25 protein-coding genes and 1 pseudogene are annotated in these 25,907 nt (G+C 71.9%); 11 read left to right on the forward strand and 15 right to left on the reverse strand.

The genetic code is table 11. From position 1 onward, the window contains the following. Positions 1–78: 78 nt before the first annotated feature. Positions 79–741, forward strand: a complete 663-nt coding sequence (locus ABWI07_RS18310; RefSeq protein ID WP_353819208.1) for a GIDE domain-containing protein — start codon at positions 79–81, stop codon at positions 739–741. A gap of 151 nt (positions 742–892) precedes the next feature. After that, complete coding sequence (locus ABWI07_RS18315) at positions 893–1,255, forward strand: DsrE family protein (RefSeq protein WP_149263047.1); 363 nt, start codon at positions 893–895, stop codon at positions 1,253–1,255. Positions 1,256–1,333: 78 nt separating this feature from the next. On the opposite strand, the pseudogene ABWI07_RS44490 reads toward ABWI07_RS18315, so the two are convergent. After that, positions 1,334–1,900, reverse strand: a pseudogene (locus ABWI07_RS44490) (DUF2238 domain-containing protein); the annotation flags it as partial. A gap of 139 nt (positions 1,901–2,039) precedes the next feature. Between ABWI07_RS44490 and ABWI07_RS18320 the strand changes: the two are divergent. Further along, complete coding sequence (locus ABWI07_RS18320; RefSeq protein ID WP_353819210.1) at positions 2,040–3,059, forward strand: TerC family protein; 1,020 nt, start codon at positions 2,040–2,042, stop codon at positions 3,057–3,059. Between the two features lie 7 nt (positions 3,060–3,066). Here the strand turns inward: ABWI07_RS18320 and ABWI07_RS18325 are convergent, their stop codons facing one another. Next, complete coding sequence (locus tag ABWI07_RS18325) at positions 3,067–3,597, reverse strand: DinB family protein (RefSeq protein WP_353819211.1); 531 nt, start codon at positions 3,595–3,597, stop codon at positions 3,067–3,069. A gap of 166 nt (positions 3,598–3,763) precedes the next feature. Continuing rightward, positions 3,764–6,439, reverse strand: coding sequence for an ATP-binding protein (locus ABWI07_RS18330; RefSeq protein WP_353819212.1), 2,676 nt, complete (start codon positions 6,437–6,439; stop codon positions 3,764–3,766). Between the two features lie 108 nt (positions 6,440–6,547). Here ABWI07_RS18330 and ABWI07_RS18335 point away from each other — a divergent pair, with 108 nt between their 5' ends. Continuing rightward, positions 6,548–7,093: a cysteine dioxygenase family protein gene (locus ABWI07_RS18335; RefSeq protein WP_353819213.1), complete on the forward strand. Its 546-nt coding sequence runs from the start codon at positions 6,548–6,550 to the stop codon at positions 7,091–7,093. A gap of 12 nt (positions 7,094–7,105) precedes the next feature. Here the strand turns inward: ABWI07_RS18335 and ABWI07_RS18340 are convergent, their stop codons facing one another. Together ABWI07_RS18340 and ABWI07_RS18345 are read right to left on the reverse strand one after the other, a co-directional pair. Continuing rightward, positions 7,106–7,759: a maleylpyruvate isomerase N-terminal domain-containing protein gene (locus tag ABWI07_RS18340; protein ID WP_353819214.1), complete on the reverse strand. Its 654-nt coding sequence runs from the start codon at positions 7,757–7,759 to the stop codon at positions 7,106–7,108. A gap of 52 nt (positions 7,760–7,811) precedes the next feature. Beyond that, entirely contained in the window at positions 7,812–8,744 is a 933-nt protein-coding gene (locus ABWI07_RS18345; RefSeq protein WP_353819215.1) for an NAD(P)-dependent oxidoreductase, read from the reverse strand. A gap of 51 nt (positions 8,745–8,795) precedes the next feature. Here ABWI07_RS18345 and ABWI07_RS18350 point away from each other — a divergent pair, with 51 nt between their 5' ends. Next, a complete protein-coding gene (locus tag ABWI07_RS18350) occupies positions 8,796–9,401 on the forward strand; it encodes a TetR/AcrR family transcriptional regulator (RefSeq protein WP_353819216.1) in 606 nt (201 codons plus the stop codon). A 54-nt stretch (positions 9,402–9,455) separates the two neighbouring features. Here ABWI07_RS18350 and ABWI07_RS18355 read toward each other — a convergent pair whose 3' ends face one another. Then, a complete protein-coding gene (locus tag ABWI07_RS18355; RefSeq protein ID WP_353819217.1) occupies positions 9,456–9,950 on the reverse strand; it encodes a pyridoxamine 5'-phosphate oxidase family protein in 495 nt (164 codons plus the stop codon). 29 nt (positions 9,951–9,979) lie between these two features. Here ABWI07_RS18355 and ABWI07_RS18360 point away from each other — a divergent pair, with 29 nt between their 5' ends. After that, entirely contained in the window at positions 9,980–10,258 is a 279-nt protein-coding gene (locus tag ABWI07_RS18360) for a hypothetical protein (protein ID WP_353819218.1), read from the forward strand. Between the two features lie 28 nt (positions 10,259–10,286). After that, positions 10,287–10,943 (forward strand): SDR family NAD(P)-dependent oxidoreductase, encoded by a 657-nt coding sequence (locus tag ABWI07_RS18365; protein WP_353819219.1) that lies wholly within the window; start codon positions 10,287–10,289, stop codon positions 10,941–10,943. A gap of 27 nt (positions 10,944–10,970) precedes the next feature. Here ABWI07_RS18365 and ABWI07_RS18370 read toward each other — a convergent pair whose 3' ends face one another. The 3 genes from ABWI07_RS18370 to ABWI07_RS18380 all read right to left on the reverse strand — a co-directional run bounded on the left by ABWI07_RS18370 (position 10,971) and on the right by ABWI07_RS18380 (position 14,486). Beyond that, positions 10,971–12,404, reverse strand: a complete 1,434-nt coding sequence (locus tag ABWI07_RS18370) for a metallophosphoesterase family protein (protein ID WP_353819220.1) — start codon at positions 12,402–12,404, stop codon at positions 10,971–10,973. Between the two features lie 125 nt (positions 12,405–12,529). Beyond that, entirely contained in the window at positions 12,530–13,246 is a 717-nt protein-coding gene (locus ABWI07_RS18375) for a type 1 glutamine amidotransferase (RefSeq protein ID WP_353819221.1), read from the reverse strand. Continuing rightward, on the reverse strand, positions 13,236–14,486 hold the full coding sequence (locus tag ABWI07_RS18380; RefSeq protein WP_149263053.1) for a Mur ligase family protein: 1,251 nt from the start codon (positions 14,484–14,486) through the stop codon (positions 13,236–13,238). Before ABWI07_RS18380 ends, ABWI07_RS18375 begins: the two co-directional genes overlap by 11 nt. Before the next feature lie 356 nt (positions 14,487–14,842). Between ABWI07_RS18380 and ABWI07_RS18385 the strand changes: the two genes are divergently transcribed. Both ABWI07_RS18385 and ABWI07_RS18390 read left to right on the forward strand, forming a co-directional pair. Continuing rightward, positions 14,843–16,468, forward strand: a complete 1,626-nt coding sequence (locus ABWI07_RS18385) for a hypothetical protein (protein WP_353819222.1) — start codon at positions 14,843–14,845, stop codon at positions 16,466–16,468. 106 nt (positions 16,469–16,574) lie between these two features. After that, complete coding sequence (locus ABWI07_RS18390; protein WP_353819223.1) at positions 16,575–17,633, forward strand: flagellar basal body-associated FliL family protein; 1,059 nt, start codon at positions 16,575–16,577, stop codon at positions 17,631–17,633. Position 17,634: 1 nt separating this feature from the next. Here ABWI07_RS18390 and ABWI07_RS18395 read toward each other — a convergent pair whose 3' ends face one another. The 5 genes from ABWI07_RS18395 to ABWI07_RS18415 all read right to left on the reverse strand — a co-directional run bounded on the left by ABWI07_RS18395 (position 17,635) and on the right by ABWI07_RS18415 (position 23,164). Then, a complete protein-coding gene (locus ABWI07_RS18395; RefSeq protein ID WP_353819224.1) occupies positions 17,635–20,289 on the reverse strand; it encodes an ATP-binding protein in 2,655 nt (884 codons plus the stop codon). A gap of 423 nt (positions 20,290–20,712) precedes the next feature. Further along, positions 20,713–21,114, reverse strand: a complete 402-nt coding sequence (locus tag ABWI07_RS18400) for a hypothetical protein (RefSeq protein ID WP_353819225.1) — start codon at positions 21,112–21,114, stop codon at positions 20,713–20,715. Then, complete coding sequence (locus ABWI07_RS18405; protein ID WP_353819226.1) at positions 21,114–21,764, reverse strand: hypothetical protein; 651 nt, start codon at positions 21,762–21,764, stop codon at positions 21,114–21,116. Before ABWI07_RS18405 ends, ABWI07_RS18400 begins: the two co-directional genes overlap by 1 nt. Positions 21,765–22,005: 241 nt before the next feature. Next, the gene (locus tag ABWI07_RS18410) at positions 22,006–22,485 is read right to left on the reverse strand and encodes an SMI1/KNR4 family protein (RefSeq protein WP_353819227.1); all 480 of its coding nucleotides are present in this window, start codon (positions 22,483–22,485) and stop codon (positions 22,006–22,008) included. 280 nt (positions 22,486–22,765) lie between these two features. Continuing rightward, positions 22,766–23,164 carry an ATP-binding protein gene (locus tag ABWI07_RS18415; protein WP_149263065.1) on the reverse strand — a complete coding sequence of 133 codons (399 nt, stop codon included), beginning with the start codon at positions 23,162–23,164 and terminating at the stop codon, positions 22,766–22,768. Positions 23,165–23,220: 56 nt separating this feature from the next. Here ABWI07_RS18415 and ABWI07_RS18420 point away from each other — a divergent pair, with 56 nt between their 5' ends. Next, complete coding sequence (locus tag ABWI07_RS18420; protein ID WP_353819228.1) at positions 23,221–24,117, forward strand: helix-turn-helix domain-containing protein; 897 nt, start codon at positions 23,221–23,223, stop codon at positions 24,115–24,117. Then, entirely contained in the window at positions 24,108–24,296 is a 189-nt protein-coding gene (locus tag ABWI07_RS18425) for a DUF397 domain-containing protein (RefSeq protein ID WP_353819229.1), read from the forward strand. The genes ABWI07_RS18420 and ABWI07_RS18425 overlap by 10 nt, the downstream gene beginning before the upstream one ends. A 93-nt stretch (positions 24,297–24,389) precedes the next feature. On the opposite strand, the gene ABWI07_RS18430 is transcribed toward ABWI07_RS18425, so the two are convergent. Next, the gene (locus ABWI07_RS18430; RefSeq protein WP_353819230.1) at positions 24,390–25,820 is read right to left on the reverse strand and encodes a hypothetical protein; all 1,431 of its coding nucleotides are present in this window, start codon (positions 25,818–25,820) and stop codon (positions 24,390–24,392) included. Positions 25,821–25,907 lie beyond the last annotated feature (87 nt).

Here is a 25,907-nt window from a genome sequence, read left to right on the forward strand (position 1 = left end):
GTCCCCGTGCGCCCCGTCCCCTCCGCTCCGGGACCGGCGTCCCTTTCCGGATCCGGGAGGCGGACCGATCATGGGAGCGTGTCGAAGCTCGCCGCGCTCATGGTGGTCCCCCTGATCATCGCCGCCGGTCTGCTGGCCGTGGGCTGGGTATGGCGGATCCGGTTCCGCAACCTGCACCGCGCCGTCGAGACGGACTGCGCCGGCCTCGCCGGGGTTCCCGGCGGCGTCCCGTGCCAGGTCAGCGGGACGGCCGTCGCCGTCCGGCCCGCCCCGTTCTCCGGCCGACCCTGCGCCTGGTACAAGACGAAGGCGACGGCCCGCACGAAGTCGGGCAAGCGGGTCTTCATCGACGAGACGTCGAAGACGCCCTTCTACCTGCGGGACGGGAGCGGGCACGCCGTCATCGACCCCGCCACCGCGGCCGTCGACGGCGCCGTCCGGACGATGGACGAGCGTCGCCCCTCCAACGGGGAACTCCCCGGCGTGGAGGGAGAGGTCGCGGAGTACCGGTACGAGGAGTGGATCCTGCCCGCCGACCAGCCGCTCTACGTCCTCGGCACCGCGACCGGCGGCTCCGTCGGCAAGGACAAGGAGACCGGCCAGTACGCCATCACCACGCGGACGCGCGGCCAGTACCGGCGCCGCGCCGTGATGTTCATGGGCATGGGGTACGGCGGCGGCGCGGCGATCGTCCTCGCCTGCGCCGCGGTCGTCGCCGTCGACCACCTCTACTTCGACTGACGCGCCCGGCCTACCTGAGCCTGCCCAGCTTGATCACGAGCAGGACGGCGGCGGCCGCCGTCAACCCGAGCACGACGACGAGGATCCCGGCGTTCACCAACCCGACCACATCGCAGGATGCTACGCGGAACACCCGACTAGAGTGCCCCCCATGGCGAGACCACTGGTCATCAAGGTGACGGCTGGCGCGGACGCCCCCGAGCGCTGCAACCAGGCGTTCACGGTCGCGGCGGCAGCTGCGGCGAGCGGGGTCCCGATCTCCCTGTGGCTGACCGGGGAGTCCGCGTGGTTCGCGCTGCCGGGGCGGGCCGCCGAGTTCTCACTGCCCCACGCCACTCCCCTGGACGACCTTCTCGGCGTCGTCCTCGCCGCGGGCCGGGTCACGCTCTGCACCCAGTGCGCCGCCCGCCGGGAGATCGGCCCGGACGACGTCCTGCCCGGCATCCGCATCGCCGGCGCCCCGACCTTCGTCGAGGAGATCACCCTCCCCGACGTCCAGGCGCTCGTGTACTGACACGAGGCGCACGTCCGGGCGCGGGCCCTCCTGGCGGGCCTTTCGCGGAAGGGTGCCGCGCAGGGCCAGCCCGACGCCCGCGACGGCGGAACCGGCGAGGCCGAGCATGAGGTCGCCGATGGTGTCGCGGTAGATCGTGACGGTCTCGGGGGTGTCGAGGATGAAGACGCCGTACTCGAAGAACTCCCACAGGATGGCGGCGACGGCGCCCAGGCCGGTGCAGGTCAGGGCCAGCGTCCACGACCTGAGGCCGGCCCAGCGGCGCAGGGCGGTGCCGGCGGCGGCGCTCAGCAGGGCCCAGTTCCCGAAGTGGCAGGCGTCGTCGAACCAGCCGACCGTGTCGTAGAGGTCGGCGGCGTTCCCGGCGACGTCCACGACGAAGGGGGCGGTGACGAGGAGGTCGACGTCCCACGGGAAGGGCCGCCCGCGGCCGCGCAGCGCCCAGACGAGCGTGACGACCATGACGGCGGCGGGGTACGCGGCCACCCGCACGCCCATCGCCTTGTCCGCGAACCGGTCCCATTCGGGGAAGGCGACGGCGAGGGCCAGCAGCGCGAGGAGGGCCGCCTTGGCGGCGAGGGCCGGCGGGCGCCAGCGGGAGGTGTCCATGGCGGAAGCATGGCCGCCCGCCGGCTCCGGCGGCATCGGCGCGGGTACTCAGGACGGCCTGAGTACCCGGCTCCGGGGGCCGCTTCCTCGCGCCCGCGGCAGGGAGCCGTGGCGGTAGAACGGCCGGAGAACGGAAATAGGACTGCCGACGCACCCCCGAGACTGGAGCCGCCGGATGGTCGACATACCCCTGTGGGCCTGGGGCGCGACGATCGCACTGATCGTCGCCCTCTTCGTCTTCGACCTGCTGGTCGCCGTCCGGCGGCCGCACGCGGTGGGGCTCAGGGAGGCGACGTTCTGGTCGGTGTTCTACATCGCCGTCGCGGTCCTGTTCGGCGGGGCCGTGTGGCTCCTCGCCGGGTCGACCGCGGGCACCGAGTACTTCTCCGGATGGATCGTGGAGAAGAGCCTGTCGGTCGACAACCTCTTCGTCTTCGTGATCATCATGGCGAAGTTCGCGGTGCCCCAGGAGTACCAGCAGAAGACGCTGCTGTTCGGCATCGCCGCCGCGCTGCTGCTGCGGGCCGTCCTGATCGCGATCGGCGCCGCGGCGATCAGCCTGTTCTCCTTCACCTTCCTGATCTTCGGCCCGATCCTGATCTGGACGGCGGTGCAGCTCATCCGGCACCGGAACGAGGAGCCCGACGTCGAGGACACCTTCCTCGTTCGCCGCGCCCGCCGGATCCTGCCGGTGAGCCAGGACTTCCACGGCGGGCGCATGCTCGCCCACGAGGACGGGCAGCGCGTGATGACCCCGCTGCTGGTGGTCTTCGTCGCCATCGGCAGCACGGACGTGCTGTTCGCGCTGGACTCCATCCCGGCCGTGTTCGGCGTGACCAAGGAACCGTTCCTCGTCTTCACCGCCAACGCGTTCGCCCTGCTCGGGCTGCGGGCCCTCTACTTCCTCATCGAGGGCCTGCTCGAACGCCTCGTCTACCTGTCGATCGGCCTCTCGGTGATCCTCGCGTTCATCGGGGTGAAGCTGATCCTGCAGTTCCTGCACGAGGACGTCACGGAGTCGGTTCCCGAGATCCCGACGACGCTCTCCCTGGGCGTGATCCTGGTGATCCTGCTCTTCACCACCGGGGCGAGCCTGGTCCGCGTCCATCACCACCCGGAGGAGAGGGCGAAGGCCGGTTCCCTGCGCAAGCGCCGCGAGAAGAAGCCCCGCGAGGAGGAACCGGCCGCCCGCTGACCCGGGCTCAGCCCATGCTCTTGGCGCCGTCCAGCGACTCCCGGATGATGTCGGCGTGGCCCGCGTGCTGGGCCGTCTCGGCCATGATGTGCAGGAGCACCCTGCGGGTCGACCAGTGCGTCTCGGTGTTCCACGGGGCCTTGGGCAGCTCGTGGACGGCGTCGAGGTCGGGAAGGGCCGGGATCAGTTCGTCGGTCCGGCGCGCCACCTCGGCGTAGGCGTCCAGCACACCGGCCAGGGTGTCGCCGGGCAGCATCTTGAACTCGTCGGCGCGCCGCGCGAAGTCCTCCTCGGTCATCTGCGTGAAGTCGCCCATCGCGGAGGGCCCTTCGAGGATGAAGTCCACCCAGCCCCGCTCGCAGGACGTGACGTGCTTGACGAGACCGCCCAGGCACAGCTCGCTCGCCGTGGTCCGCATCCCGGCCTGCTCGTCCGTGAGGTCCCGGGTGGTGAACCGCAGGAAGTGGCGCGCCTTGGCGAGTTCCGCCAGCAGGTCGGCCCGCTCCCCCGTGACGTTCGGTGCGTTCTTGACGTCCATGGTCTCCGCCTTCGGTCGTGTCGTTCCCCGTACACGTCCACGCTAGGAACCATGGCGGTCATGTCCTGACCTCGTTCACCGAGCGGGAGAGGTTCTTTGGCCGCGCTAGGAGCGATCCGGAACCTCGTGCCGCTCGCCGTCGCGCAACGGCCTCCACCGCGGGGCCCTAGAGCTGCGCCAGCAGCTCTCGCGTGAAGTCCCGTTCCGCTTGGGCGCCGAGGGCGTCCCAGCTCTGGGCCGCTCGGGCGAGGCCGTCACCGTCGCCCTCAAGACGGCCGCGGGCACGTTCGAGGCAGGCCGCGGCCCACCTGTTCTCCTCGGCGAGCGGACCGGCCTCGGCCAGCAGTTCCGCCGCGTCGGGCAGGCCGGCGGCCACGGCCAGCTCCGCACCCGCCGCCCGTGCGTACGCCAGGTACGGGTCCAGCGCCGACCCGGCGGCGAACGCCTCGCGGACGAGGGGCTCGGCGCACTCGAAGCACTCGTCGTGCAGGGCGAGACGGGCGTCCACGAACGCCGCCACCGCCGCCGGGCCGTCGGCCAGCCGGGCGGCCCGGGCGCGCCACAGCGCCGCCGGTTCCCGATCGCCGGACATCCCGCACGCCAGGGCGGTCGCGCACACCGACGCCAGCATCCAGTGCGGCGCCGACCGGCCGGCCTGCTCCCACCGGTTCCACATCCGCTCGCCGTGCCCGACCGCGTCGTCGAACCGCCCGGTCAGTGCGAGCGGCTGCACCAGGCGGCCCGCGGTGAGGTGTGTTTCGCGCAGGAGGTCGTCCTCCATGCCCGCCCGCGCCGCGGCCATCCCGCCGCGCAGGTCCCCGGCCATGATCGCGTAGATGCAGGCGCGGCCGTAGGTGTTGCAGACCTCCGGCGCGCAGTACGGGTCGTCGCGGTCCATGGACGCCAGCAGGCGCACCCGCTCCCTGGTAATCCGGTTCGCCTCCCGCAGCCGCCCGGCGCGCAGCGCCGCGGTGCCCGCCGCGCACAGCGCGGAGCTCGTCACCACCGGGTCCCCGGCCGCCCGCGCGGCGGCGACGGCGGCCGTGGCGAGCCCGGCGTCCGGGACGCCCTCGCCCGGCCCGGCCAGCCATGCCCGCGCCACGGCCATGCGCGCGGCCACCTCCGGGTCGCCGGAGTGCCCGGCCGCGGACGCCTCGGCGAACAGGCCGCGAAGGCGCTCGCGCGGCACGCGGGCCTCGAACGCCTCCGGGAACCGGCACGCCGTCTCCACCGCCCGCGCCAGGTCGATCGCCCGGCCGCGATCGTCCCTGGCACGCCGCGCCCGCTCGGCCGCCTCCAGCAGCAGGTCGAACACGTGCTGGTTGGACGTGGTGCTGACGTGCGCGCATCCGGCTCCGGCCCGCAGCTCCCGCGCGGCCGAACCGGGGTCCTGCGCGCAGGCGGCGGCGGTCCGGTAGTGCACGAAGGACTCCAGCAGGTTGCGGCGGGCGAAGGTCAGGTGCGCCAGCGCGCTCGCCAGCCGGTAGGTCACCTCGTCCGGACGGGGGGACGAGGCCAGCGCGGCCCGCAGGTCCGCCGCCATGGCGTCGAAGTCCTCCCGCCATCCCGGGGCGCCGAGCCGCTCCTCGGCGGCGGACGCCGCGGCCGCGGCCCACCGGAGGCGGCGGGCCCTCGTCGCGTCCTCCTCCCCGGCGTCGGCCAACCGGGCGAGCGCGAACGCCCGTACCGTCTCCAGCAGCCGCCACCGGCTGACCCGGCCGCGCACGTGGACCACGAGGCTCTTGTCCACCAGCCGGCCGAGCAGGTCCGCGACGCCCGCGCGGGCCCCGCCCGCCGCGGCGGCCGCGCCGTCCCCGCCCACCGACGCCGCCGCCTCCATGTCGAACGCCCCGGCGAACACCCCGAGCCGGCGGAACAGCGCCCGCTCCTCGTCCGCGAGCAGGTCGTAGCTCCAGGACAGGACCGCGCCGAGGGACCGGTGCCGCTCCTGCCCGCCCCGGCCGCCGGAGAGCAGCCGCAGCGCGTCCTCCAGCGCGGCGAGCAGTCCCGTCGCGCCGAGCGACGCCGCCCGGGCCGCGGCCAGCTCGATCGTCAGGGGCATGCCGTCCAGCCGGGCGCACAGCTCCGCGACCACCTCGGGCTCCGCCGCGAACTCCGGGTCGGCGGCGAGCGCCCGGTCGCGGAAGAGCCGCTCGGCGTCCGAGCCGAGGGCCAACGGCGCGACGGGCACGCAGCGCTCTCCCGGGATGCCGAGCCGCTCCCGGCTGGTCACGAGCACGCGGGTGCCCGGGCAGGCGGCGAGGATGCGCCCGGCGAGCGCGGCGGCCTCGTCGACCAGGTGCTCGCAGTTGTCCAGGACGAGCAGGGAGCGTCCGGTACCCAGCCGCGCGGCGACCGCCTCCTCCAGCGGCTGGTGCGAGCCCTCCGTCACCCCGAGCGCGGTCGCGACGGCCCTGGCCGCGAACCCGGCGCGCACCGGGACGAGGTCCACGAAAGCGCCACCGGACGGGAACAGCGCGGCGGCGTCCTCGGCGACCACCGCCGCCAGCCGGGTCTTGCCCACGCCGCCCGGCCCGAGCAGCGTCACCAGCCGCGCCTCCTCCAGCGCGGCCAGCAGGGCGGCGCGCTCGGCGCCCCGGCCGACGAACGTCGTGGCGGACGCCGGGAGGCCCGCGACGCGGCCGCGGTCCCGGACCCCGGAGCGGGCCAGCTCCGCCAGCGCCCAGCGGTCCGGTACGCCGTACTTGCGCAGCAGCGACGACACATGGCTCTCGACCGTCCGCACCGAGATGTGCAGGCGACGGGCGATCTGGGCGTTGGACATCCGCGCGCCCAGGGCGGCGAGGACCTCGGCCTCGCGCTCGGACACGTGCTCGGCCACCGCGGACCCCTTTCCGTGGCGGCATCCGTGGTGCTCTGCGGATGCCACGGATGACGGCGGACCCCCCGGCCACCGAGGCTGGAGGCGACCCGGTACGAGGAGGACGGCATGACCACCCTAACCGCGCGACCCGCCACCCCCCTGGACGCCCTGACCGCCGCCGTGCGCGCGGCGGTCGTCCGAGGCGCCGACTGGCAGGACACCGCCGACCGTGTCGCCGGCGCCCTGCGCGGGCACCTCCCATCCCCCGGCGAGCTGCTCCGCCCCGACCAGCTCATCGGCGAGCCCGGCACATCCACCGGCCACCTGCTGCACGTGGAGCCGGACGGCTCGTTCTCGATGACGGCGATCGTGTGGCAGCCCGGCGCCGTGACCCGCATCCACGACCACGTCACCTGGTGCGTGTTCGGCGTGCTGACCGGGGCCGAGCACGAAGACCTCTACACCCTCTCCGAAGACGGCGCCGCCCTGGTCGAGGCCGGCGCGAATCCGAACCCGGCGGGCGAGGTCAGCGGCTTCGCGCCGCCCGGCGACATCCACCGCGTCCGCAACCTCGGGGACACCACCGCGGTCTCCCTGCACATCTACGGGACTGACCTCGACCGCGTCGGCTCCAGCGTCCGCCGCTTCTACGACCTGCCGGTACGAGGCTGAGGCGGGCGCCGCTCAGCCGAGGACGAAGGGCACTCTTGCGGCGAGATCGCCCAGTTCGGCCTTCTCCGCGCCGGTCGGCGCGCGGCGCCCGGTGCCGACCAGCAGCGCGTCCCTGTCGGAGAACGAGGCGGGGAACTCGCTCCCGGCGATCTTCTCCAGCAGCGCACGCGCGGCCGCGAGGGTCTCGGCGGGCGGCTCGGGTCCCGCCGGCAGGTGCGCGACCAGGTCGAGGTGGTGCAGCGTCCACTCGACCACATAGGCGGACAGGTAGTCGCCGACCGTCAGGACCTCGTCCTGGGTGCCGACGAGGACGGCGGGGTCGGCGAGCCGCGCCGCGCGGCCCGCCGCCTGGCCGACGTCGTCGAGGTGGAACTTGAGCAGCCGCGGCTCACCGTAGGCGGCGGCCAGCCGGGGGATCAGCGCGTCCAGCGGGTCGTCGCCGGTCGGCGGCTCCACGAGCTTCCAGTAGGTGGCCGCGTCGACGGTCGGCTCGGTGCCGGCGGGCGTGGCCAGGGTGATCAGGACGTCCTGGGCGTCGATGACCAGGTGGCACACCAGGTCCCGCACGAGCCAGCCGGCGCAGCCGGACGGCCGTTCGAAGTCCTCGTCCGGCAGGCCCGCGACCGCCGCTAGCAGTGCCGTCCACGAGCGTGAGAAGTGGTCCACTTTCGGCACGGTAATGCCGGGCCGGAACGGCGGACAAGCGAATTCGGGCGCCCTAGACGGCGGTGGCCGGCGCGGCCGTCCGGGCCTCCAGAGCGTGCACGACCGCGGCCATGTCGGCGTCGCCGTGGCCCAGCGCGGCGGTCTCGCCGTAGAGGGCGTGGCACACGTCCAGCAGCGGCGAGGCGAGCCGCGCGGCGCGGGCGGCCTCCGCGATGAGGCGGTTGTTGTCCAGGACGTTGAGGATGGACGCCTGGACGGCGAAGTCGCGGTCGAGCAGCTTGCGGCCCTTGGCGCGCGACACGGTGCTGGCCATCGGGCCGGCGTCGAGCACGTCCAGCAGCCGCCGCCGGTCCAGGCCGTGCCGCTCGGCGAAGTGGAACGCCTCGGCCAGCCCGGTGACCATGGTGATCAGGTACAGGTTGACGGCGAGCTTCATCTGGAGCGCCTGCGGAACCGGCCCGCAGACGAACACCTCGCCGCACATCGGGCCGATCAGGGGGCGGACCTCGGCCACCGCCGGCGCCTCCCCGGCCAGCATCGCGATGAGCTCCCCGGACTCCGCGGGCCCCCGCGAACCGGACACGGGCGCCTCGACGTACCGCCCGCCGGCGGCCCTGACGTCCGCTTCGAGGCCGTGCGAGTAGCCCGGCGAGGTCGTCCCCATGTGGACGACGACCCGGCCCCGGACGTTCGCCGCGAAAGCCGGCGTACCGCGTCCCAGAGCCGAGTCGATGGCGGGACCGTCGGCCAGCATGAGGAACACCACGCGCGCACGTCGGAAGACGTCGGCGGGGTCGTCCGCCACCGTCGCCCCCGCCGCGCGCAGGGGCTCGCACTTGGCGGCCGTGCGGTTCCAGACGACGAGCCCGGTCCCCGCCCGGACGAGGTTGAGCGCCATGGGCCGTCCCAGGACGCCGAGGCCGATGAAACCGACGTCCTTGTCCACCATCGCCTCCGCACCCTTGCGAGTTATGACAGTGGTCATGATAATGATCCAGGTAGATAGGGCAATAGCCTGTGAAATATTCTTCGGAGGGTGGCCGTGGCGACCGGTGAGCGGGGTCCGCGGGAGCGGATGGTCTTCAGCGCGGCGCAGCTCATCCGCCGCGACGGAGTCACGGCGACCGGCCTGCGCGAGGTCGCCGAGCACGCCGGGGCGCCGCGCGGCTCGCTGCAGCACTACTTCCCCGGCGGTAAGGAGCAGCTGGTCAACGAGGCCGTGGAGTGGGCCGGACGCTACGCGAGCGACCGCGTCGCCCGCTTCATGGCCGCCATGGCGCGCCCCACCCCGGGGCGGCTCTTCGCGGCGATGGTCCGCCAGTGGATCGACGAGTTCGAGGCGACGGGGTTCGACCGCGGCTGCCCCGTGGCCGCCGCCACGGTCGACTGCGCCGAGTCGGTGGAGTCCACTCGCGCGGCCGCGGCCGCCGCCTTCACCGCCTGGCGGCGGCCGATCGCCCGCGAGCTGGCCGCGATGGGCGTCCCGTCCCGCAGGGCGACGGCCCTCGCGACCCTGATGGTCAGCTCCCTGGAAGGCGCGATCCTCCTGGCCAGAGCCGAGCAGAGCACCCGCCCCCTGCGCACCGTGGCCCGAGAACTGGTCCCCTTCCTCGACTCCTGCGCCGCCGAGGACGCCCCCTGAGGGGACGGCCGATCCGGATCGGGCGGCGGCAGATCCTCGCGGGCGGACGGCCTCTCAGGGGGTCATGAGGGCGGGGCGGCGGGTCCGGAAGTCGATGACGCCCACCCAGGTCGGCCGCAGGGCGATGCGGGCCATGCGGGTCTCGGGGTGCTCGGCGCCGGCCACGTACCCCGCGCCGCCCTCCTCCCCCAGGAACCGGCGGGCCGCCCGCGCCTGCTCGGGCACCATGCCGTCCACCTCGGTGGTCGTGACGCGGCCGCGCAGCAGGAGGACCTCCGGCGGCTGCCCGTCGGTGTCGATGCTGACGGCGACGTCGGGACGCTCGCGGAGCGCACGGATGCGGGCGGCCGGGCGCAGGATGCCCATCGGCGGGCAGTGGACGTAGGTCGCCATCACCAGCTCCCCGCCGGTCCAGGTGTACCAGGACGACATGATGCGGGGCGTCCCGTCGACGGCCGTGTACGCGAGACGGGCCGGGATCGTGGAGTGGAGCAGGTGCTGCGCGACGTCGGTTTCGAGCAGGCGCACGTCGCCCTGGGGGAGGTCCATGGTCATCTCCTTCGTAGCGGTCGGAGGAGGTGACCGCGGACGGCCCGGAGACTCATCGGCGCGCGGCGAGATCCATCGGGGAGCATCTCCTGGCCGCGAGACTCGGCTTCACCTCCGAGCTGAGCGGGGACGCGGCGGAGGCGCTCGCGCACCACACCCGCGGCCTGGAGCTCGCCCGGTCGATCGGCGAGCCCCGCGCGCTGGCCCTGTCCTTGGAGGGGCTGGCGGGCGCGGCGGCACCGGCCGGCGACGTCGACCGCATCACGGCGGACCGTGTCGCGGTCGGTGGGGCGGGCCGGTGCCGCTGATCCTCGAGTCCGTAGGAGAATCCTCGGTATGACCACACCCGTCTGTGTCGTCCTTGGCGCCGGTCCCGGCCTGGGGCTTTCCGTGGCCCGCCGTTTCGCCCGCGAGGGTCACGCCGCCGTGCTGGTGACGCACTCGGCCGACCACGCCGAGTCCCTGGCCTCGACCCTCAGGGGAGAGGGGTACGAGGCCGAGGGCGCCGGGGTGGACCTGACCGATCCGGCGGACGTCGGCAACGTGATCGGCGGGGCGGGCGAACGCCATGGGCGGATCGACGTCCTGCACTTCAACCCCAGCGCGTGGCGGGAGAAGGATCCGCTGCACCTCAGCGTCGCCGAACTCCTGGAGGACGTGGCGTTCGGGGCCGGCGCGCTGCTGCCCGCCGTCCAGGCCGCGCGGCCGTTCATGCGGTCGGGCGCCCGGGTGCTGGTCACCGGGTCGGCGGCGGCGGACCACCCCGCGCACAGGGCCGCGTCGCTCGGCGTGCAGAAGGCCGCCGTGCGGAACCTCGTCACCAGCCTCGACGCCACCCTGGCACCCGACGGCATCCGCGCGGTCGCGGTGCAGGTCAACGGCGTGCTCGCCAAGGAGGGGCCCTTCTCACCACCCCCGATCGCCGACGCCATGTGGCAGGCCGTCACCCGTCCCGACGGCGAATGGACACCGCACGTCCCCTACGACGGCTGACGGAACCTCACCGCCCTGCGGTGATTCTCACGCCCCGGAAAGGCCGGACAGGTCGCGGCCGACGACCGTGTTGCGGTCGGTGGGGCGGTTTCCGAGCGACAGTTGCGGCCATTGGCCGGAGAGTTCCTGGCGGCTGCGCTCGCTCCAGGCGCGGGCCTCGTCGGCGCGGGTCTTGTAGAAGTTCAGGGCGTAGCCGCCGGTGTGGACGCGCAGCAGAGTGAAACCGCCCGGGTACTCCTTCACCGCCCCGACCTCCTGCTGGACGACCCGGGGAGCGAGCGGGAACACGGACCGCTGGTTGCGGTGGGTGTGGCCCGCGTGGTGGAGGAACACGCCGGGCGCCCGGTTGTAGGCGGTGAGGATCCGCAGGGACTGGCCCGCGTCGAGGGAGTGGGCGCCGGTGATGGAGAGCGGGTCGTTCTCGGTGAAGAGCGGGTGGTGGCCGAAGACGAGGGTGGGCCGCTCGGGGTCCTTCTTCAGCTCCGCCTCGAACCAGGCGTGCTGCTCGGCGGAGAGGCCGCCGGAGTCGCCGCCGTCGCCCGGCTTGTCGTAGGTGTCGAGGCCGATGACGCGCAGGCCCCGCAGGTCGTGGGAGAAGTACGTCCGCCCGGACGGGGAGAAGGCGTCCTTGAAGCAGTCGTTCCCCTGGTGCTCCCCGGGGCTGCACTCGCCGTACCGCTCCCCGGAATGGGCGCGGTCATGGTTGCCGCGGGCGATCAGGTAGTCGCCGCCCAGGGTCCCGAAGGTGTCGAGGATGCTCTTGGCGCTCGCGAGGTCGGCGGGCGCCGCCTCGCTCGATATGTCCCCGGCGGCGAGCAGGTACTCGGCGCCCCTGGCCCGCGCGTCGGCGATCAGGGCCTTCGCCATGACCTCGGGATACGGCGGGTGGCCGGGCACCTGCTCGATGCCCTTGATCCAGGGAAGCTGGCCCACCAGCCCGGCGACGGTCTCGCCCAGGTGGAGGTCGTTGCAGAGGGCGACGGAGAAGAGGTGGCGGCCCGGGGGCGGTTGCGGGGTCGTGAACGCGAAGACGTCCCCGTAGGGAGTGCCCGCTGCTTGCCCTGCGGCCAACCAGGTGGGGGCGGCGTCCCGTCCTCGGGAGCGGGCCCTGTAGTAATACCTGCGGCCCGGCTCCAGATCGGTCAGCTCGACGTAGTGGTACGGGGTGCCGGACGGTCCATGGGCGACGCGGTCGAGGCGCGACGGGTGCGTTCCGTAGAGGACCTCGGCGTCGGACGGCGCGGGCTGCATCCGGCCCAGGCCGTCGTCCGTCCCCGGGACGCCCGTGTACCAGGTGAGGACGGCCGTCGTCTCAGTGACGGTGACCAGTTCGAGGTTCACCGGCTGGACGTCGTCCGAAGCGCGCGCGGGCGATGGCTCGACGGTGGGCAGGAGCGAGGCGCCCGCGACGACGGCACTCCAGCGCAGGAGCGCCCGGCGGGAAGGCCGGCAGCAGATCACGATCGCTACGGTGGCAGCGCCCGGTCCCCCGCACCAGACCCAAACGGACAAGGACCGATGAACCCGGCCGTCGAGTGGCGAACCACCCCGAAACGGCCGGGTCGCTTCGGTCTATGAACGCGGGGTCAGCCCATGACCGCCTGGAGGCGCTCCTCGCGCAGGCGCCCGGCCCACGAGTCGTCCAGCGGCGCCAGCTCGCTGCCGACGGCCCAGCGGAGCAGCAGGTCGGCGAGGCCGGGGTTGCGGACGAGCGCCGGGCCGTGCATGTAGGTGCCGAGGATCCGGCCGCTGTAGGCGCCCTCGAAGCCGTTCCCGTCGCCGTTGCCGACGCCGTGCACCACCTTCGCGAACGGGCGCGCGTTCGGGCCGATCTGCGTGACGCCCTGGTGGTTCTCGAAGCCGGTGATGCGCGGGACGTTCAGCTCCGCCGCGACGTCGCCGACGACCTCGCCGACCGCGCGCTGCTCGCCGCGGCCCGAGCGGATGTCGAGCAGGCCGAGGCCCGGCACGGGCTGGCCCTCCTCGCCGCCGAACTCGTGGCCGAGCAGCTGGTAGCCCGCGCAGACCGCGAACACGACCGCGCCGGACTGGACGGCCCGCGCGAGGCCGCCGTCGCCCCGCAGCCGCTGCGCCGCGAGGATCTGCGGCCGGTCCTCGCCGCCGCCGAGCAGGTAGATGTCGCCGTCGGCGGGGACGTGCTCGTCCGACCGGAGGCTGACGGTCTCGGTGGGGATGCCGCGCAGCGCCGCGCGCCGCTCCAGGACGATCGTGTTGCCCTGGTCGCCGTAGGTGCTGAGCAGGTCCGGGTAGATCCAGACGATTTTGATGCGGTCAGACGACACGGCCGTACCTCGTTCGGATGGTCTGGAAGGCGGTGTAGTTGGCGATCACGTCCAGGTGCCCGGGCGGGACGGCCATGACCGCCTGGTCGATGTCGTCCACCACCGTGAAGGAGACCTCGGCGGCCTCCAGCCGGGCGGCGAGGTCGATGCGGCGCTCGCCGGTGACCCAGACGGGGCGGCCCCGCAGGATGCGGTAGTCGACGTCCCACAGCCAGGACGTGTCGCGGCCGTCGGGGCCCTGCGCGTTGATCGACAGCGCGACCGGGCCGGGCGCGGGCTGCAGGACGTCGAACGCCTCCAGCCATCCGGCGGGGTTCTTCGACAGCAGCAGCCGGATCGAGCGGCCCTGGTGCTCGACCGTCGTGTAGCGCCCGGCGACGGAGGTGACCTGCGACAGCAGCGGCAGGGCCTGCTCGGGCGGGACGCCGAACTGCGCCACGACCGCGAGGGCGATCAGCGCGTTCGAGCGGTTCGCGCGGCCGGGCAGGGACAGCCCGGTGAGGGAGTACGCCCGGCCGTCCGGGGCGGTGATCGTGTCGCCCTTCAGCGCCCAGTCGGGGCGGGGGCGGGAGAAGTGGCACTGCCGGCAGCGCCAGTCGCTGTCCTCGTCGGTGTCCTGCCGGTCGAGGGGGCCGCCGCACTCGGGGCAGCACCAGGAGTCCTCGCGCCAGTGCTGGCCCGCGGCGACCCACGTGACGCTCTTGGCGGTGGACGCGCCCCAGGTGACCAGCGGGTCGTCGCAGTTGGCGATGACGTGGCTGGTCGGGGACGCCTCCAGCGCGCGCCGCCACTTGCCGGCCAGCAGCCAGATCTCGGCGGCGCGGTCCATCTGGTCGCGGCTGAGGTTCATCAGCGCGACGACGTTCGCCCCGGTCTCCTTCAGGACCATCGGGACGTACTTCTCGTCGCACTCCAGCACGCCGTAGCGGGCGGACGGCGCGGACGCCAGCGCCGACACGTGACCGGTCGGCATGTTGGCGCCGAACGCGTTGGTGGCGACCTCTCCGAGCGGCGTCATCGCCGAGGTGATCAGCCGGGTCGTCGTCGTCTTGCCGTTGGTGGCGCTGACGAGGACGAGCTTGCGGTCCTTGGCGAGCCTGGTCAGCAGCTCCGGGTCGAGCCGGAGGCCGACCCGGCCGCCGATCACCGAGCCGTCCCCGCGGCCCGCCATTCGGGACATCTTGGCGGCCGTACGACCGAGCGCGACGGCCAGCTGCGAACGCAGCGGAAGATCGCTCATGGACTCCGTCTTCTCTGGATGCGCCGGGAAACCGCTCCGAGCCTAGCCGCTGAGTGGGGCTTTCGCGGCGCGCCGGGCGGTTCGGGGGACGTGCTCCGCACCACCGGTGCACAATGTGAGCAGCATCACAGCGATGCCGGTAAACCACTGGCGGCAATCTTGACCAGTACCGACATGTCGTGATTGCGTGCGACCTCCGACTGCGGTGTGCCGGATTCCCAACCACGCGTCCAAGAACGGCGTCACCCACTACTTTTGTCGGGAGCCCCGCTGATCACGCGGGGAGCGGTGCCCGCCCCGGGCGGCGGGCCTGGATCGCAAGCGTGGGCAAGCGGCTATAAGGCGAGGTCTGAGCGATGCAGTGTCCGACGTGCGGAAATGACACGCCTGGGACGCTCGGCAAGTGTTCGCACTGCGAGGCGCCGATCGACGTGTACTCGGTCGGGCCCGCCGTCACGCTGGCGGCTCCGGTCGCGGAGGCTCCCGCGGCGGGGGGCGGTGCCGAGGCGCTCGGCGACCGGACGATGATGGTGCCGCCGCCCACGCCGTCCTGGGCCCCGAGCCCGCAGCCGCCCGCCGCGCCCGACCTGGGGATGCAGCCCGGCCCGCAGGGCATGCCCCAGACCGGCCCGCAGGGCATGCCCGACCTCGGTCCGCAGGGCGCCCCCGAGTTCCCGGCGCAGCCACCGCTCCAGTTGTACGCCGAGCCGCCGGCTACCGCGTCGGCTCCGACGCCCGCCGTCGCGTCCCCGCTGCCGTCCCCCGGCCCCGAGGACACCGCGGCCTGGACGTTCGACCCCAACGAGGACGACGACGCGTCCGGCGGCTTCAGCACCCCGCCCCCGCCTCCCGCGTGGGCGGGCGGGCAGCAGGCTCCGCCCGCGAACGACCCCGCCCCGCCGGCCCCGGGCGGATCGAACCCGTTCGGGCTCCAGGAGCAGCCCCCGCCGACGGAGTCGATCGTCCCGGACTCGTGGTTCGCGCAGCCGCGCAAGCCCGAGGGCGAGGCCGACGCCACGCAGGTATGGGGGCAGCAGCCGCCCGGCGCCGCCCAGCCTCCGGCCTTCCCGGACCCCGAGGCGACGCAGCTCGCGCCCGGCCCGGGAGCGGCCCTCGCCATGCCCGGCGACCAGGGCTTCGGCGGGGACTTCGACCAGACGCGGATGGACCCCGGCTACCCCATGGGCGGCCCTCCCCCGATGGGCGGCATGGGCCCGGGGCCGATGCAGCAGGGGCCCATGCAGCCGGGTCCGATGCAGCAGGGCCCGATGGGCCCCGGGATGCAGCCCATGGGCCCGATGGGTCCGGGCGACCCCGCGTTCGGCGGATACCCGCCGGGCCAGTTCCCGCAGGGCCAGGGCAAGAGCGGGACGAGCAAGCCGCTGATCGCCGCCGTCGCCGCGCTCGTCACCGTCGCGGTCGGCACGGTCGCGTTCGTCGTGTGGCCGTCCGGCGACGACTCGCCGTCGGGCCCGGGCCCGTCCCCGGCGGCGTCCCAGAAGCAGGTCGCGCAGAAGAACGCGATCCCGCCCGAGATGAAGCAGCAGGCCGCGGCCCTCAACGGGATCCTGAACGACAGCGTCGACACCCGCCGGATCCTCGCCGGGGCGCTCGGCCGGGCCGGCAAGTGCAAGACGCTGCCGCAGGCGATCCAGGGGTTCCAGACGGTCGCGCAGCGCCGCACGAACCAGATGCGCCGCACGCAGAACCTCAAGGTCGACAAGCTGGCGAACGGGGAGCGGCTGCGCGGCTCGCTGAACCAGGCGCTGGGGGCGTCCCTCCAGGTCGACCAGGTGCTGCTCCAGTGGGCGCAGGCGAACCAGCGCAAGTGCAAGGGCAAGCCGCGCCCGAGCGCCGCGCAGGTTCCCGGACGGGCGGCCGCCGAGAAGCGCGCGACACTGGCGAAGAGGCAGTTCGTCGTCCTGTGGAACCCCGTCGCGAAGAAGACCGATCAGCCGCAGCGTAGTTGGAAACGGGTGTAACGGTCGGTCACGCAGTATTCTCTGACCGTTCGTTCTCACGGGGCAGGGGGCCGTCATGCGGTGTCCGAATTGCGGAACCGACTCCGCTTCGTCGTCGCCCAGTTGCGTGCGTTGCGGAGCGCCCCTCGACGCCCCGCCGGGCGCCGACGCGACCGTCCAGGACCACACGTCCCGCGACCCGTTCGGCGCCCCGCCGAGCCCGCCGGGCGCGGACGACGCGACCACCCAGGACGAGACGCTCCGCGCCCCCTACGGCGGCAACCCGTTCAGCGGCGCCTCCATGGGAGAAGGCGCACCGGGCGGAGGTGCGCCGGGCGGGGGTCCCGTCGGCGGCGCTCCAGGAAGCGGCGGCGGGTTCGGCGGGTACGCGCCGGGCGGAGGCCTTCCGGGCAGCCCGGCGGCGGGGGGTGTGCCGGTTCCGCGCGATCCGGTGCCGCCGCCGTGGGAAGGCCAGAACCCGGTCCAGTGGGAGGCGCAGCCCGACCACACGCTCCACATGCCGCCCGCCGAGGAGCGGACCACCCACCTCTCTCCCGAGCCGTGGGCCGACCCTTGGGCCGAGCCCGCGATCTGGCAGCCACCGGCGCCGCCGAAGCGCAGCACGCTGCCCTACTTCCTGGGCGCGGCGGGTGTCGTCCTCCTCATCGGGCTGGCGCTGGGCATCGTGTTCTGGCCGAGCGGGTCGGACTCTCCGCCGCCCACAGCCTCCGGGCCGTCCACGGGGCAGAGCCAGGGCGCGGCGTCCGCGTCCGACAGCCCCACGAGCGGCGGCGACCTCGACGCGCAGGCGGCCGTCGTGAACGGCCTGCTGGACGACATGGGCGGCACCCGCTCCGAACTCGGCACCGTCGTCACCCAGGGCTGCCCCGTCGACGGCGTGCGGCGCGTCCTCGACCAGCGCCGCGGCCAGCTGGCGAAGGCGCGGGGCCTGGAGGTGGGCGCGCTCCTCAACGGCGAGGAGATGAAGGCCGCGCTCGTCCGCGCCCTCGAAGCCTCGACGGAGTCGAACCAGCGCTACCTGGCCGCCGCGCCCGGCTGCCCGTCCGAGGGCGAGGTCGCCGACGTCAACCAGCGCGCCAGTTCCGCCAAGAGCGAGTTCATCGGCTACTGGAACCCGGTCGCGGAGAAGGCGGGCCTTCCCGCCCGCGGCGAGAGCGACATCTGAGTCACTCGGGCTGCGGGTTGAGGAACGGAAGACCCTTGTCCGGGTCCTCGAACGGTGTGATGAACCGGTCGTACCAGCTCAGGACGGGTTCCAGCCATTCGGTGACGCGCATCGTCCCGGCGACGTGCTCGATCTGCTCGTCCTCGTCGACACCGATGGCGACGACGACCAGGTCCTGGAAGAAGCCCGCCTGGTCGTCGTCGCCGTAGAGGGCGGTCCCGGCGATGGGGCGGTTGCGTTTCAGCTCCATCGACAGCGGATGGCGGCGCAGGGCGCGGAGCCGGTGGCCGAGCTTGGCGTCCGACTGCTGCTTGAGGCCGGGCAGCTGGTAGTCCAGCGGCGGCGCGGGGGCGTGCTTGTCGGGCGCGTCGCCACCGTAGGGGAACAGCCTGTCGAGCTCGTGCAGCCACCTGACCTGCGGAATCACCCAGTGCGGCCCCGGGGCCCCGCCCGGCGCGCCGCCGCCGAGCAGGCGCTGCGCGGCCTCGGCGGCCGCGGCGGTGAGGTCGGACGGGGGATAGGCGGTGCGCAGCCCCCGCGACCGCCGGGTCACCGCCCGTTCGAGGACGGTCGCCAGCGCGCACTCGCGGAGCCGCGGCGTGAGCCGCGACCAGGAACGCGCCAGTTCCGGCGGGACGGACGGGACCGGGCGGTTCACCGCATGCGCCAGGACGAGCGTGTCGGCCCACAGGCGCAGCCACGCCCAGTCGGCATGGCCCGCGATCAGGTCCGCCTCGCGCAGCTCGTACAGGGTGCAGGCGCGCCCCGACCGGCACTCGCACCCGCAGGCGGCCGAGCGCCGCCCGTCCACGGGCGGGGGCGGGCCGGGCAGCTCCGCCTCGCGCCCCTCGCCCAGCGGCACCCGCACGCGCAGGGGGCGGTCCATGCCGTCCGCGAACACGGCGGCGACGCCCGGACGCAGCGACACCACCTCGCGTGACTGGTCGCCGTCCAGGTTCATCGCCGCGCCGACCTGGTGCCGGTCGTCGAACGCGGGCAGCCGGTGCACGACCTTCAGCGCGGTGTTCTTGATGACGTCCGGGACGAGCTTCGTCGGGATCTGCTCGGCGACGATGATGCCCTCGCCGTACGCGCGGATCTCGGCGAGCATCCCGGCGAACAGCTCGACGGCGTGGGAGCTGCCCCGCTCGGGCCCGCGGTTGCGCAGCAGCCGGTGCGCCTCCTCGATCACGATGACGTGCCGCAGCGCGGCGCCCGCGGCGCGGTCGCGCTTGCGCTCGCGCATCCGCAGGTGCTCGACGATGCGGATGATGAGCGTCCCCATGAGGAACGCCTTGTCCTCGTCGTTCGCGACGTCCTCGATGGCGAGCACGATGTTGTCGCGGAGCATCCCGCCGATGTCGGCCGGGTGGCCGCCCTCGAAGAACCGTCCGGCCGACCCGATGCGCAGCGACCGCAGCCGGACGTCCACGAACCCCTGGACGTCCGCCATCAGCTCGCGCCCGTAGCCCACGTCCTGGATGACCTGGAGCGCCGCGTTCTGCAACTGCTCCAGCGTCGGCACGGCGGGCTCGATGAGCGACCCGGGGACGCCCCCGCCCGTCACCACGTCCCACCCGTTGTTCTCGTAGACGCGCTGCAGCGCCTGCGCCATGATCTGCGGGAACGGCTCCTCGGCGTCGAACGCGGCCTGGAACAGCGCCCGCACCATGTCGATGTGCGCCTGGACGGGGTAGCCGGGCTCCGGCGCGAGCGGGTTCACCGACAGCGGCACCGAGTCCGGGTCCGAGGGGTTGACGACCGTGACCGGCCCGCCGAGATCCTGGATGCGGCCCGCCATCGCCGCGTACTCCGACTTCGCCGGCTCGATCGCGAGCCACGGCACGCCGGCCCGGGTGAGCTGCTCCAGCAGGTGCCGGACGGTCTGCGACTTGCCCGCGCCCGTCGCCCCCGTGACGAACACGTGCCGGTTGATGGTCGAGCGCGGCACGGTGAACCGCCCGACCTCGCGGTCCTGGCCGTCCAGGATGGCGCCCAGCTCGATCTGCGCCTCCCCGCTCGCCGGCGCGGTCTCGGACGTCACGTCGAAGTAGCCGGCGTCCAGCACCCGCAGGCCGGGCACCTCCCGCCGCGGCAGCCCCGCCAGCGCCGCGAGCGCCCCCGCCGTCGCGACGAACGGGAACCGCTGCTCCGGCTCGGCCGCCGCCCGCACCGGCGCGGGCGCCGCCCCCGGTGCCAGCATCTCCGCGAACGTCCCGCTCCCCTGCCCCGACCGCAGCCGGTACGGATGGTGCCCCAACTCCATCGACCCGACCAGCACGGGCGCGATCTGCCCCAGCTCCGCCTGCGACGCCGCCCCCGCGACCACCCGGACCTGCCAGAGCCCGGCCTCGCGGAAGGCGTCCAGCTCGGCGAGCCGCCGATCGGCCCGCGCGACGGCGAGCCGAGCGTGCTCGTCCTCGCCCCGCCGCAACATCCGCAACTCGTGGTGCAGCTCGCGCATCTCGCTGTCGATCAGCCGCTCGTCGCACGGATCGGCGACCACGAACCACCCGAACGGCCGCTCCATCAACGTGACGAGCGTCGCCTCGAACAGCCCCGGACCACCACCGGAGCCCTGTGGCGCGAGCCGTCCGGGACACCTCGTCCACGCCATCCGCTCGGCCTGCCGCAACCACCCGTCCCCGATCGGCACACCCCGCGCACCGCTCGGAAACAGCAGCCCATGCGTCTCGGCCCCGGCCTCAGGCGCCCCGATGGGCCCCGCATTCGTGATCAGCTCCAGCGGAGCCCCACCCCCCGCCGACAACCACCCGACAACGAACGGCCGCCCCAACCGCGCCGCCGACAAAGCCGCAGGCAGCACACTCACAAAGTCCCACTCCGCAGACCCCTCCCGCTGCGGCGCCGGAATCGCCTGAATCCGATACCAAGGCCCCGGCAACACGAACGGCCTCCCCTGCATGACCGCCGGGGGCCCACCCTGCTGAACCCCACCACCCCACCCGTGGGGCGGCCGACCAGGACCAGAAGAACCAGGGGGCATAGTCACCCCAGCATCCTTACGCGCCACCGACCCCCACGCCAATGCCCTTCCAGGAAGACCACCGGCCCGGGATCAGCCGTCCCGCCCTGAACGTCCGGCGCTCCGAGCACTGGCGGACGCCCTCCGCCGCCAGATCGCCGAGCACGTCATAACGACCAGGAGCGGCACCATGACGAGACTCGGCGGCCCCGTGTTGACGACGACCGCCATCACCACGAACGCCACCGCCGCAGGCAGCGGCGGATAAAGCCGCAGAAACGATCCGCTCCGGAGGACCTGCCCGAAAGTCTCCCGCCGCTCCAAGTCCTGTCGTTGAGGTAGGCCACCCCGGCGAATGGCGAACTGCAACCCCGCTCCCAGGGCAACCATCCCAAGCGCCCAGCCGACGAACGCCGGAGACCCGTACAACACCACGCCGACCGTGACGAGCACCACGGTGACGACCAGCCCTACGACCAGCAGAAGTGCTCGCATCAAACCTCCGCCGACGCCAGGCCGGCCTCCTCCAGGAGTCTCATCCAACGGTCCCGGTGCCGGCCCCTCCGATCACGACGTCCGACGGCACGCGGCCCGATGACGGAGGCGATGAGCCGGGGATACCCTTCTCCCAGGACATGGAAGTCGAAGAACGTGACAATGTCGGGCGACAGTTCCGTGGTCTCGACCATTTCGACGTCAATGTGCTTGTAGGCGAATACGTAGTCGTCCCCGTCGCAGAAGTAGACGTCCCCCTCCTGCAAGTCGAGGTAAATGCCGCTGCCGCACTCGATGTCGGCAGGAGCACCGTAGCGTTCACACCCGATCGAAAGAGGATTGCCCAGCGGGCAGTTCGGATCGATGTAGCGGTCGCTCCAGGCCTGCCGGCCGGCGATCGCAGAGGGCTGCTGGAAGCGGAAGTAGTCTCCACCCAGCCGACGGAACAGACCGAACGTCTCCGTCACCCCCACCGGGAGCCCGGGGATGGGTTCCAACTCCTCCGGCTCCTCGATGATGGCGCCATAACCGTGCTCGGCCTCCACGCGTTTGAGCAGATCCAGCTTCGCCTTGATGCCGGCCAGCCTCCTGCCGCGCTCCCCGTCCATCGAAACAACCTTTTCCGTCGCCGAAGCCTCGCGCGGTGGCATCCTCTCACCTTCCGCCTGCGGCCCACCCTGCGGCACCCCGCCACCCCACCCGACGGGCGGCATGCCAGCACCAGAAGAACCAAGGGGCGTAGTCACCCCAGCATCCTTCCGTGCCCCCACCCCCAGGCGACGACCAGCACATCCTGCGCGGCGCAGACACTGACGCCGCCTGACTCACCCCTGCCGCTGCCGATCCTGGGCCGCCCTGGGAGGTGCCGGCGGAGCCGGTTTCACAGCGTGATCAGTCGACGTATGGGACCAGGGCTTCCATAAATTGATCGAACGAAGGCGCGAGGAGGGTGAGATTTTCCCATACCGGCTCCTCGTCACCCTCCTGCTCGTGGTCCCAGAAGTAGATTTCTCCCTCCCTCCCCTCTTCCACTCTTATCAGGATGAGATTTCCCCCGGCGGCTTCGGCTACCGGGAGTAGCTCCTCGGGATACCTACCGCTGTACACACCGAGGAACTCATCCATCGAATCTCCGCCCTCACTTCCAAGCGAGAGGAACGAAACAACCGCGATGCCGATCTCCTCCCCCTCGGGAGTCGCCAGATCATTGTCATGCACACGACCACCGTTCCGTCGGAGCAGGAAGCTTCGATAGTCGGATGGCAACTCCACGCCAAGTCGCCGCTCCAACTCGTTCAGCTCGTGAACGCTGACCGGGCCCTCCTCACTCACGAACTCGACGCCCGTTTCCGCCCGTCCATCCGTCGGCATGGCAGATCCTCCCAAACCCGTTAGGCCCACGAGCCCCAGTCACCCCAGTAAAGGAATTCTAGCCGCCAATCCCCCTTACCCTCGGACTCGACTGTCTCCGTAGCGTTGAAGAGGTGCCACGACATGGCCACGAAGAGCCGCAGATCACGCCGGGCAAGCGCATCCGCCCCCCGCACGCTCACGACAACCCGCCTGGGTCGCTCCTGAAACTCGATGATCAGCAGGTCGAAGAAGGCATCCCAGGATTTACCGAAACATGCCAGCCCCCTCCGCCGGGTCTTCATGAGGGGTCGAGGACGGCGAAGACGACTTTGCCGGCGTTGCCGGACAGGGGGCGGATGCCCCAGCAGCGGGCGAACTGGTCGACGATGAACAGGCCGCGGCCTGCTTCGCTGATCGTGTCGGTCTCCTGCATGCGCGGCAGGTCGTACGTGGCGTCCTGGACCTCCAGCCACAGGGCGCCGTCGTCGGTGCGGCCGATGCGGAAGGTCACGTCGTCGTCGGACGCGGAGGCGTAGCGCAGAGCGTTGGTGACCAGTTCGCTGGCCACAAGACACGGGACGAAGTCATCCATGTCCCACTGGCCGGTGACCAGCCGCACGAACCGCCGTACCTCGGCGACGACCTTGAGGTCGTTCTTCACCACCAACTCGTTCTCGTGACGCGCCGCCTCACCCATGATCCATCTCCTCACTCTGCGTGTCGAACACCACACAATTAGCAAGGTTTCTCGGTATGGTGCTGTTGCCAAACAGTCTTGGTGACGACTGGAAACTCGAAGGCCCTCCCGGCGAGGTACCAGGGAAAGGAAACTTGGCGCTCATGCCTTCACGACGGCAACGTTCCAAAGAGTCCCCCGCGCTGATCGCTTTCGGTGGCCAGCTACGCCGGATGCGTGAGGCGAAGGAGATCACACAACAGTCCATTGCTGATCACACCAACATCAGCAAGGCGCAGGTGAGCCGCATCGAGAACGGCACCAGGCGAGCCACTCGGGACTTCGTTGAGGTGGTCGATCGTCGCCTCAAGGCCGACGGATCACTGATCAAGCTCTGGCTGGACCTCAACAGAAACGGCCATCCCGTGCCGATCTGGTTCGACTGGCCCGAAGTGGAGTCCGAAGCGGCCATGCTCGTCTGCTGGGAACACTCCTTGATCCCGGGCTTGGCGCAGACCCAGGCTTACGCGTTGGCGATCCTGCACAACAACAAGGACGCCGCCGAGGCCCGTATCAGTCGCCAAGCGATCATCACCAGGGAGGGAGAAAACCCCGCTCCCACCCTTGTACTCCTGATCGACGAACAGGCCCTCTATCGACCGGTCGGCACGGCTGACACGATGCGGGAACAGCTTGAGCACCTCATCGAGATCAGCATGTTGCCCAACGTCACGGTTCAAGTAGTGTTGACAAGCGGCGAGCATGACGGCAACACAGGCGCCTTCGTGGTCGCGACGATGGATGACCGAAGCGAGGTCGCATATGTCGAGACCGCCATACGCGCCATCACAACCGACGACCCCACGGACCTGTCCGCACTAGCACGAACGCTTGTCGCGCTTCGCTCGCGCACCCTCACGGAAGACATGTCCCGCGAGCTGATCAGGAAGGTGGCCCAGGAAAAATGGACCTAACCGACATCAAGTGGCGCAAGAGCAGCTACAGCGCTTCCAACGGCGGGAACTGCGTCGAGCTGGCGGGCGCGGCCGGGGCGGTGGCGGTGCGGGACAGCAAGGACCCGGACGGGCCCGTCCTGCTGCTGAGCCGCGCGGCCCTGCGCACCGCCGTGGAGTCCGCGCTGACGACCCGCTGACCCCGACCGTCCTCACCCCCACAACGCCGATTCGCGGCGGGTGGTCCAGGCCTGCCGTCCAGCCCCGGGCTGAGTTCGGCGAGGGGGCGGAGGCTATCCCTTCAAGTCGGCCTGCTGCAGGGACCAGGTACCCAACCCGCCACGGATCTGGAGGAGGGAGTGCCCTTTGATCTCGACGTCGCCCTCGTAGTCGCCGAACGCGGCGAGCACCTCTTCAGCTATGCCGAGGGTCGAGTGCAATTGATCGATGCCGAAGGGGCCTTCTCCGGTGTGCTCGACCCGCAGCCGACCCGATGCGCCGGTATAGAAGAGGACCTCGGCGGTGTTGCCGCCGATCGACGTGCTGAATGTCCGCAACTCCTCCAGCCCGGGGACCGCCAGGGCCGTGCGCCCCTCGGCCGCGACGTCCCCCTGCCGCAGCAACGGGCTGACCACCACCGACCAGGGTGCTCCTTCGGCACCGATCTGCAACACCGAGTCCGTGGGCAGCGCGACCCGCCCCTTCCCGCCGGGCAGTGGACACAGCACCTGGTACGCCGACCGCTTCCGCCCCAAATTGGAGTCACGCAATTGAAGAGAAAAGGCGGTCGCACCTTCCTGGCGTATGACCGCGACTCCCGGCGGCCCTAGATAGTGGAGGACATCAAAGCCCGTACCTGTGGCCTTCTCCTCAAAGATTCGCAGATCCTGGAGTGTGCGGAGAGCAGCCCGCCATTGACCGCTTCCCTTGATCTGGAGGTATCGTTCCGCCAGCGGCTCCCCGTCCGCCAATTCGCGGTCATCAAGCACCAGCCGCGATGGCTCCCCTCCCGGCTGAAGCGACGCCAGCCAGTGGTCGACCGCAGAACGCGCATGACCAGCCCTGACTTCGAGTGGCCCAGAGGAAAGATTCTCGAGTTCCACTACTAGCGGGATCACCCTATATCCGTCCACTTTAATACATGAGGTGCCAGCCCCCTCATGCACGGCAGGCAACCGATCCGGAGCCTCAGCCGGATCATGCTTCGAAAAGGCGGGCGTCAGCGGCGTCCATCCTTCGGGGCCCGCCAGGATCATGTCATCGACGCCGCCGGCGGCAGCAACGGAGCTCACCGACCCATCGGCCGATGCCCTCTTTCCGGCGTTGAACCGCGCTTCCCTATCCTTGTACCAGCCGGGCTTCATGCGTTCTGGGTACCCGGCATACTTCCAGTAGATGGGCGGGAGCATCGACAGAAGGCCTGCCACCACGATCCATGCCGAGATCCTCTCCAGAAAGGATCCCGGCGGGGCGTAGGTGAGAATTCCCCCCAGGGCGAGCAATCCGAACCCGGCGGCACCGTACTTCAACCCCAATCCGGCTTCCCGCCCAAACTTCCCCGTGTACGGGCCGAAGAGAAAATCCTTATGGGCACGAGACATTTTTCCGGACACGAACAGGTAGTGCCCGGTGAACGCGGCGATCGAGAACAACGCTGCACCGATTACGATCCATGCGGGAAGTGGCTCCGACTTCACCATCCCCCCTTCCGAGTACGTCTCCACTGAATTCCAGAGGGTACTGCCCCGGTGCGACGACAGCGTCGCCCTGCGAGGAAGCGACGGTTGAACCAGCCTGCTGCTCCACTGCCC

The sequence above is a fragment of the Actinomadura sp. NPDC000600 genome (genome assembly GCF_040492135.1).
Lineage (GTDB): Bacteria > Actinomycetota > Actinomycetes > Streptosporangiales > Streptosporangiaceae > Spirillospora.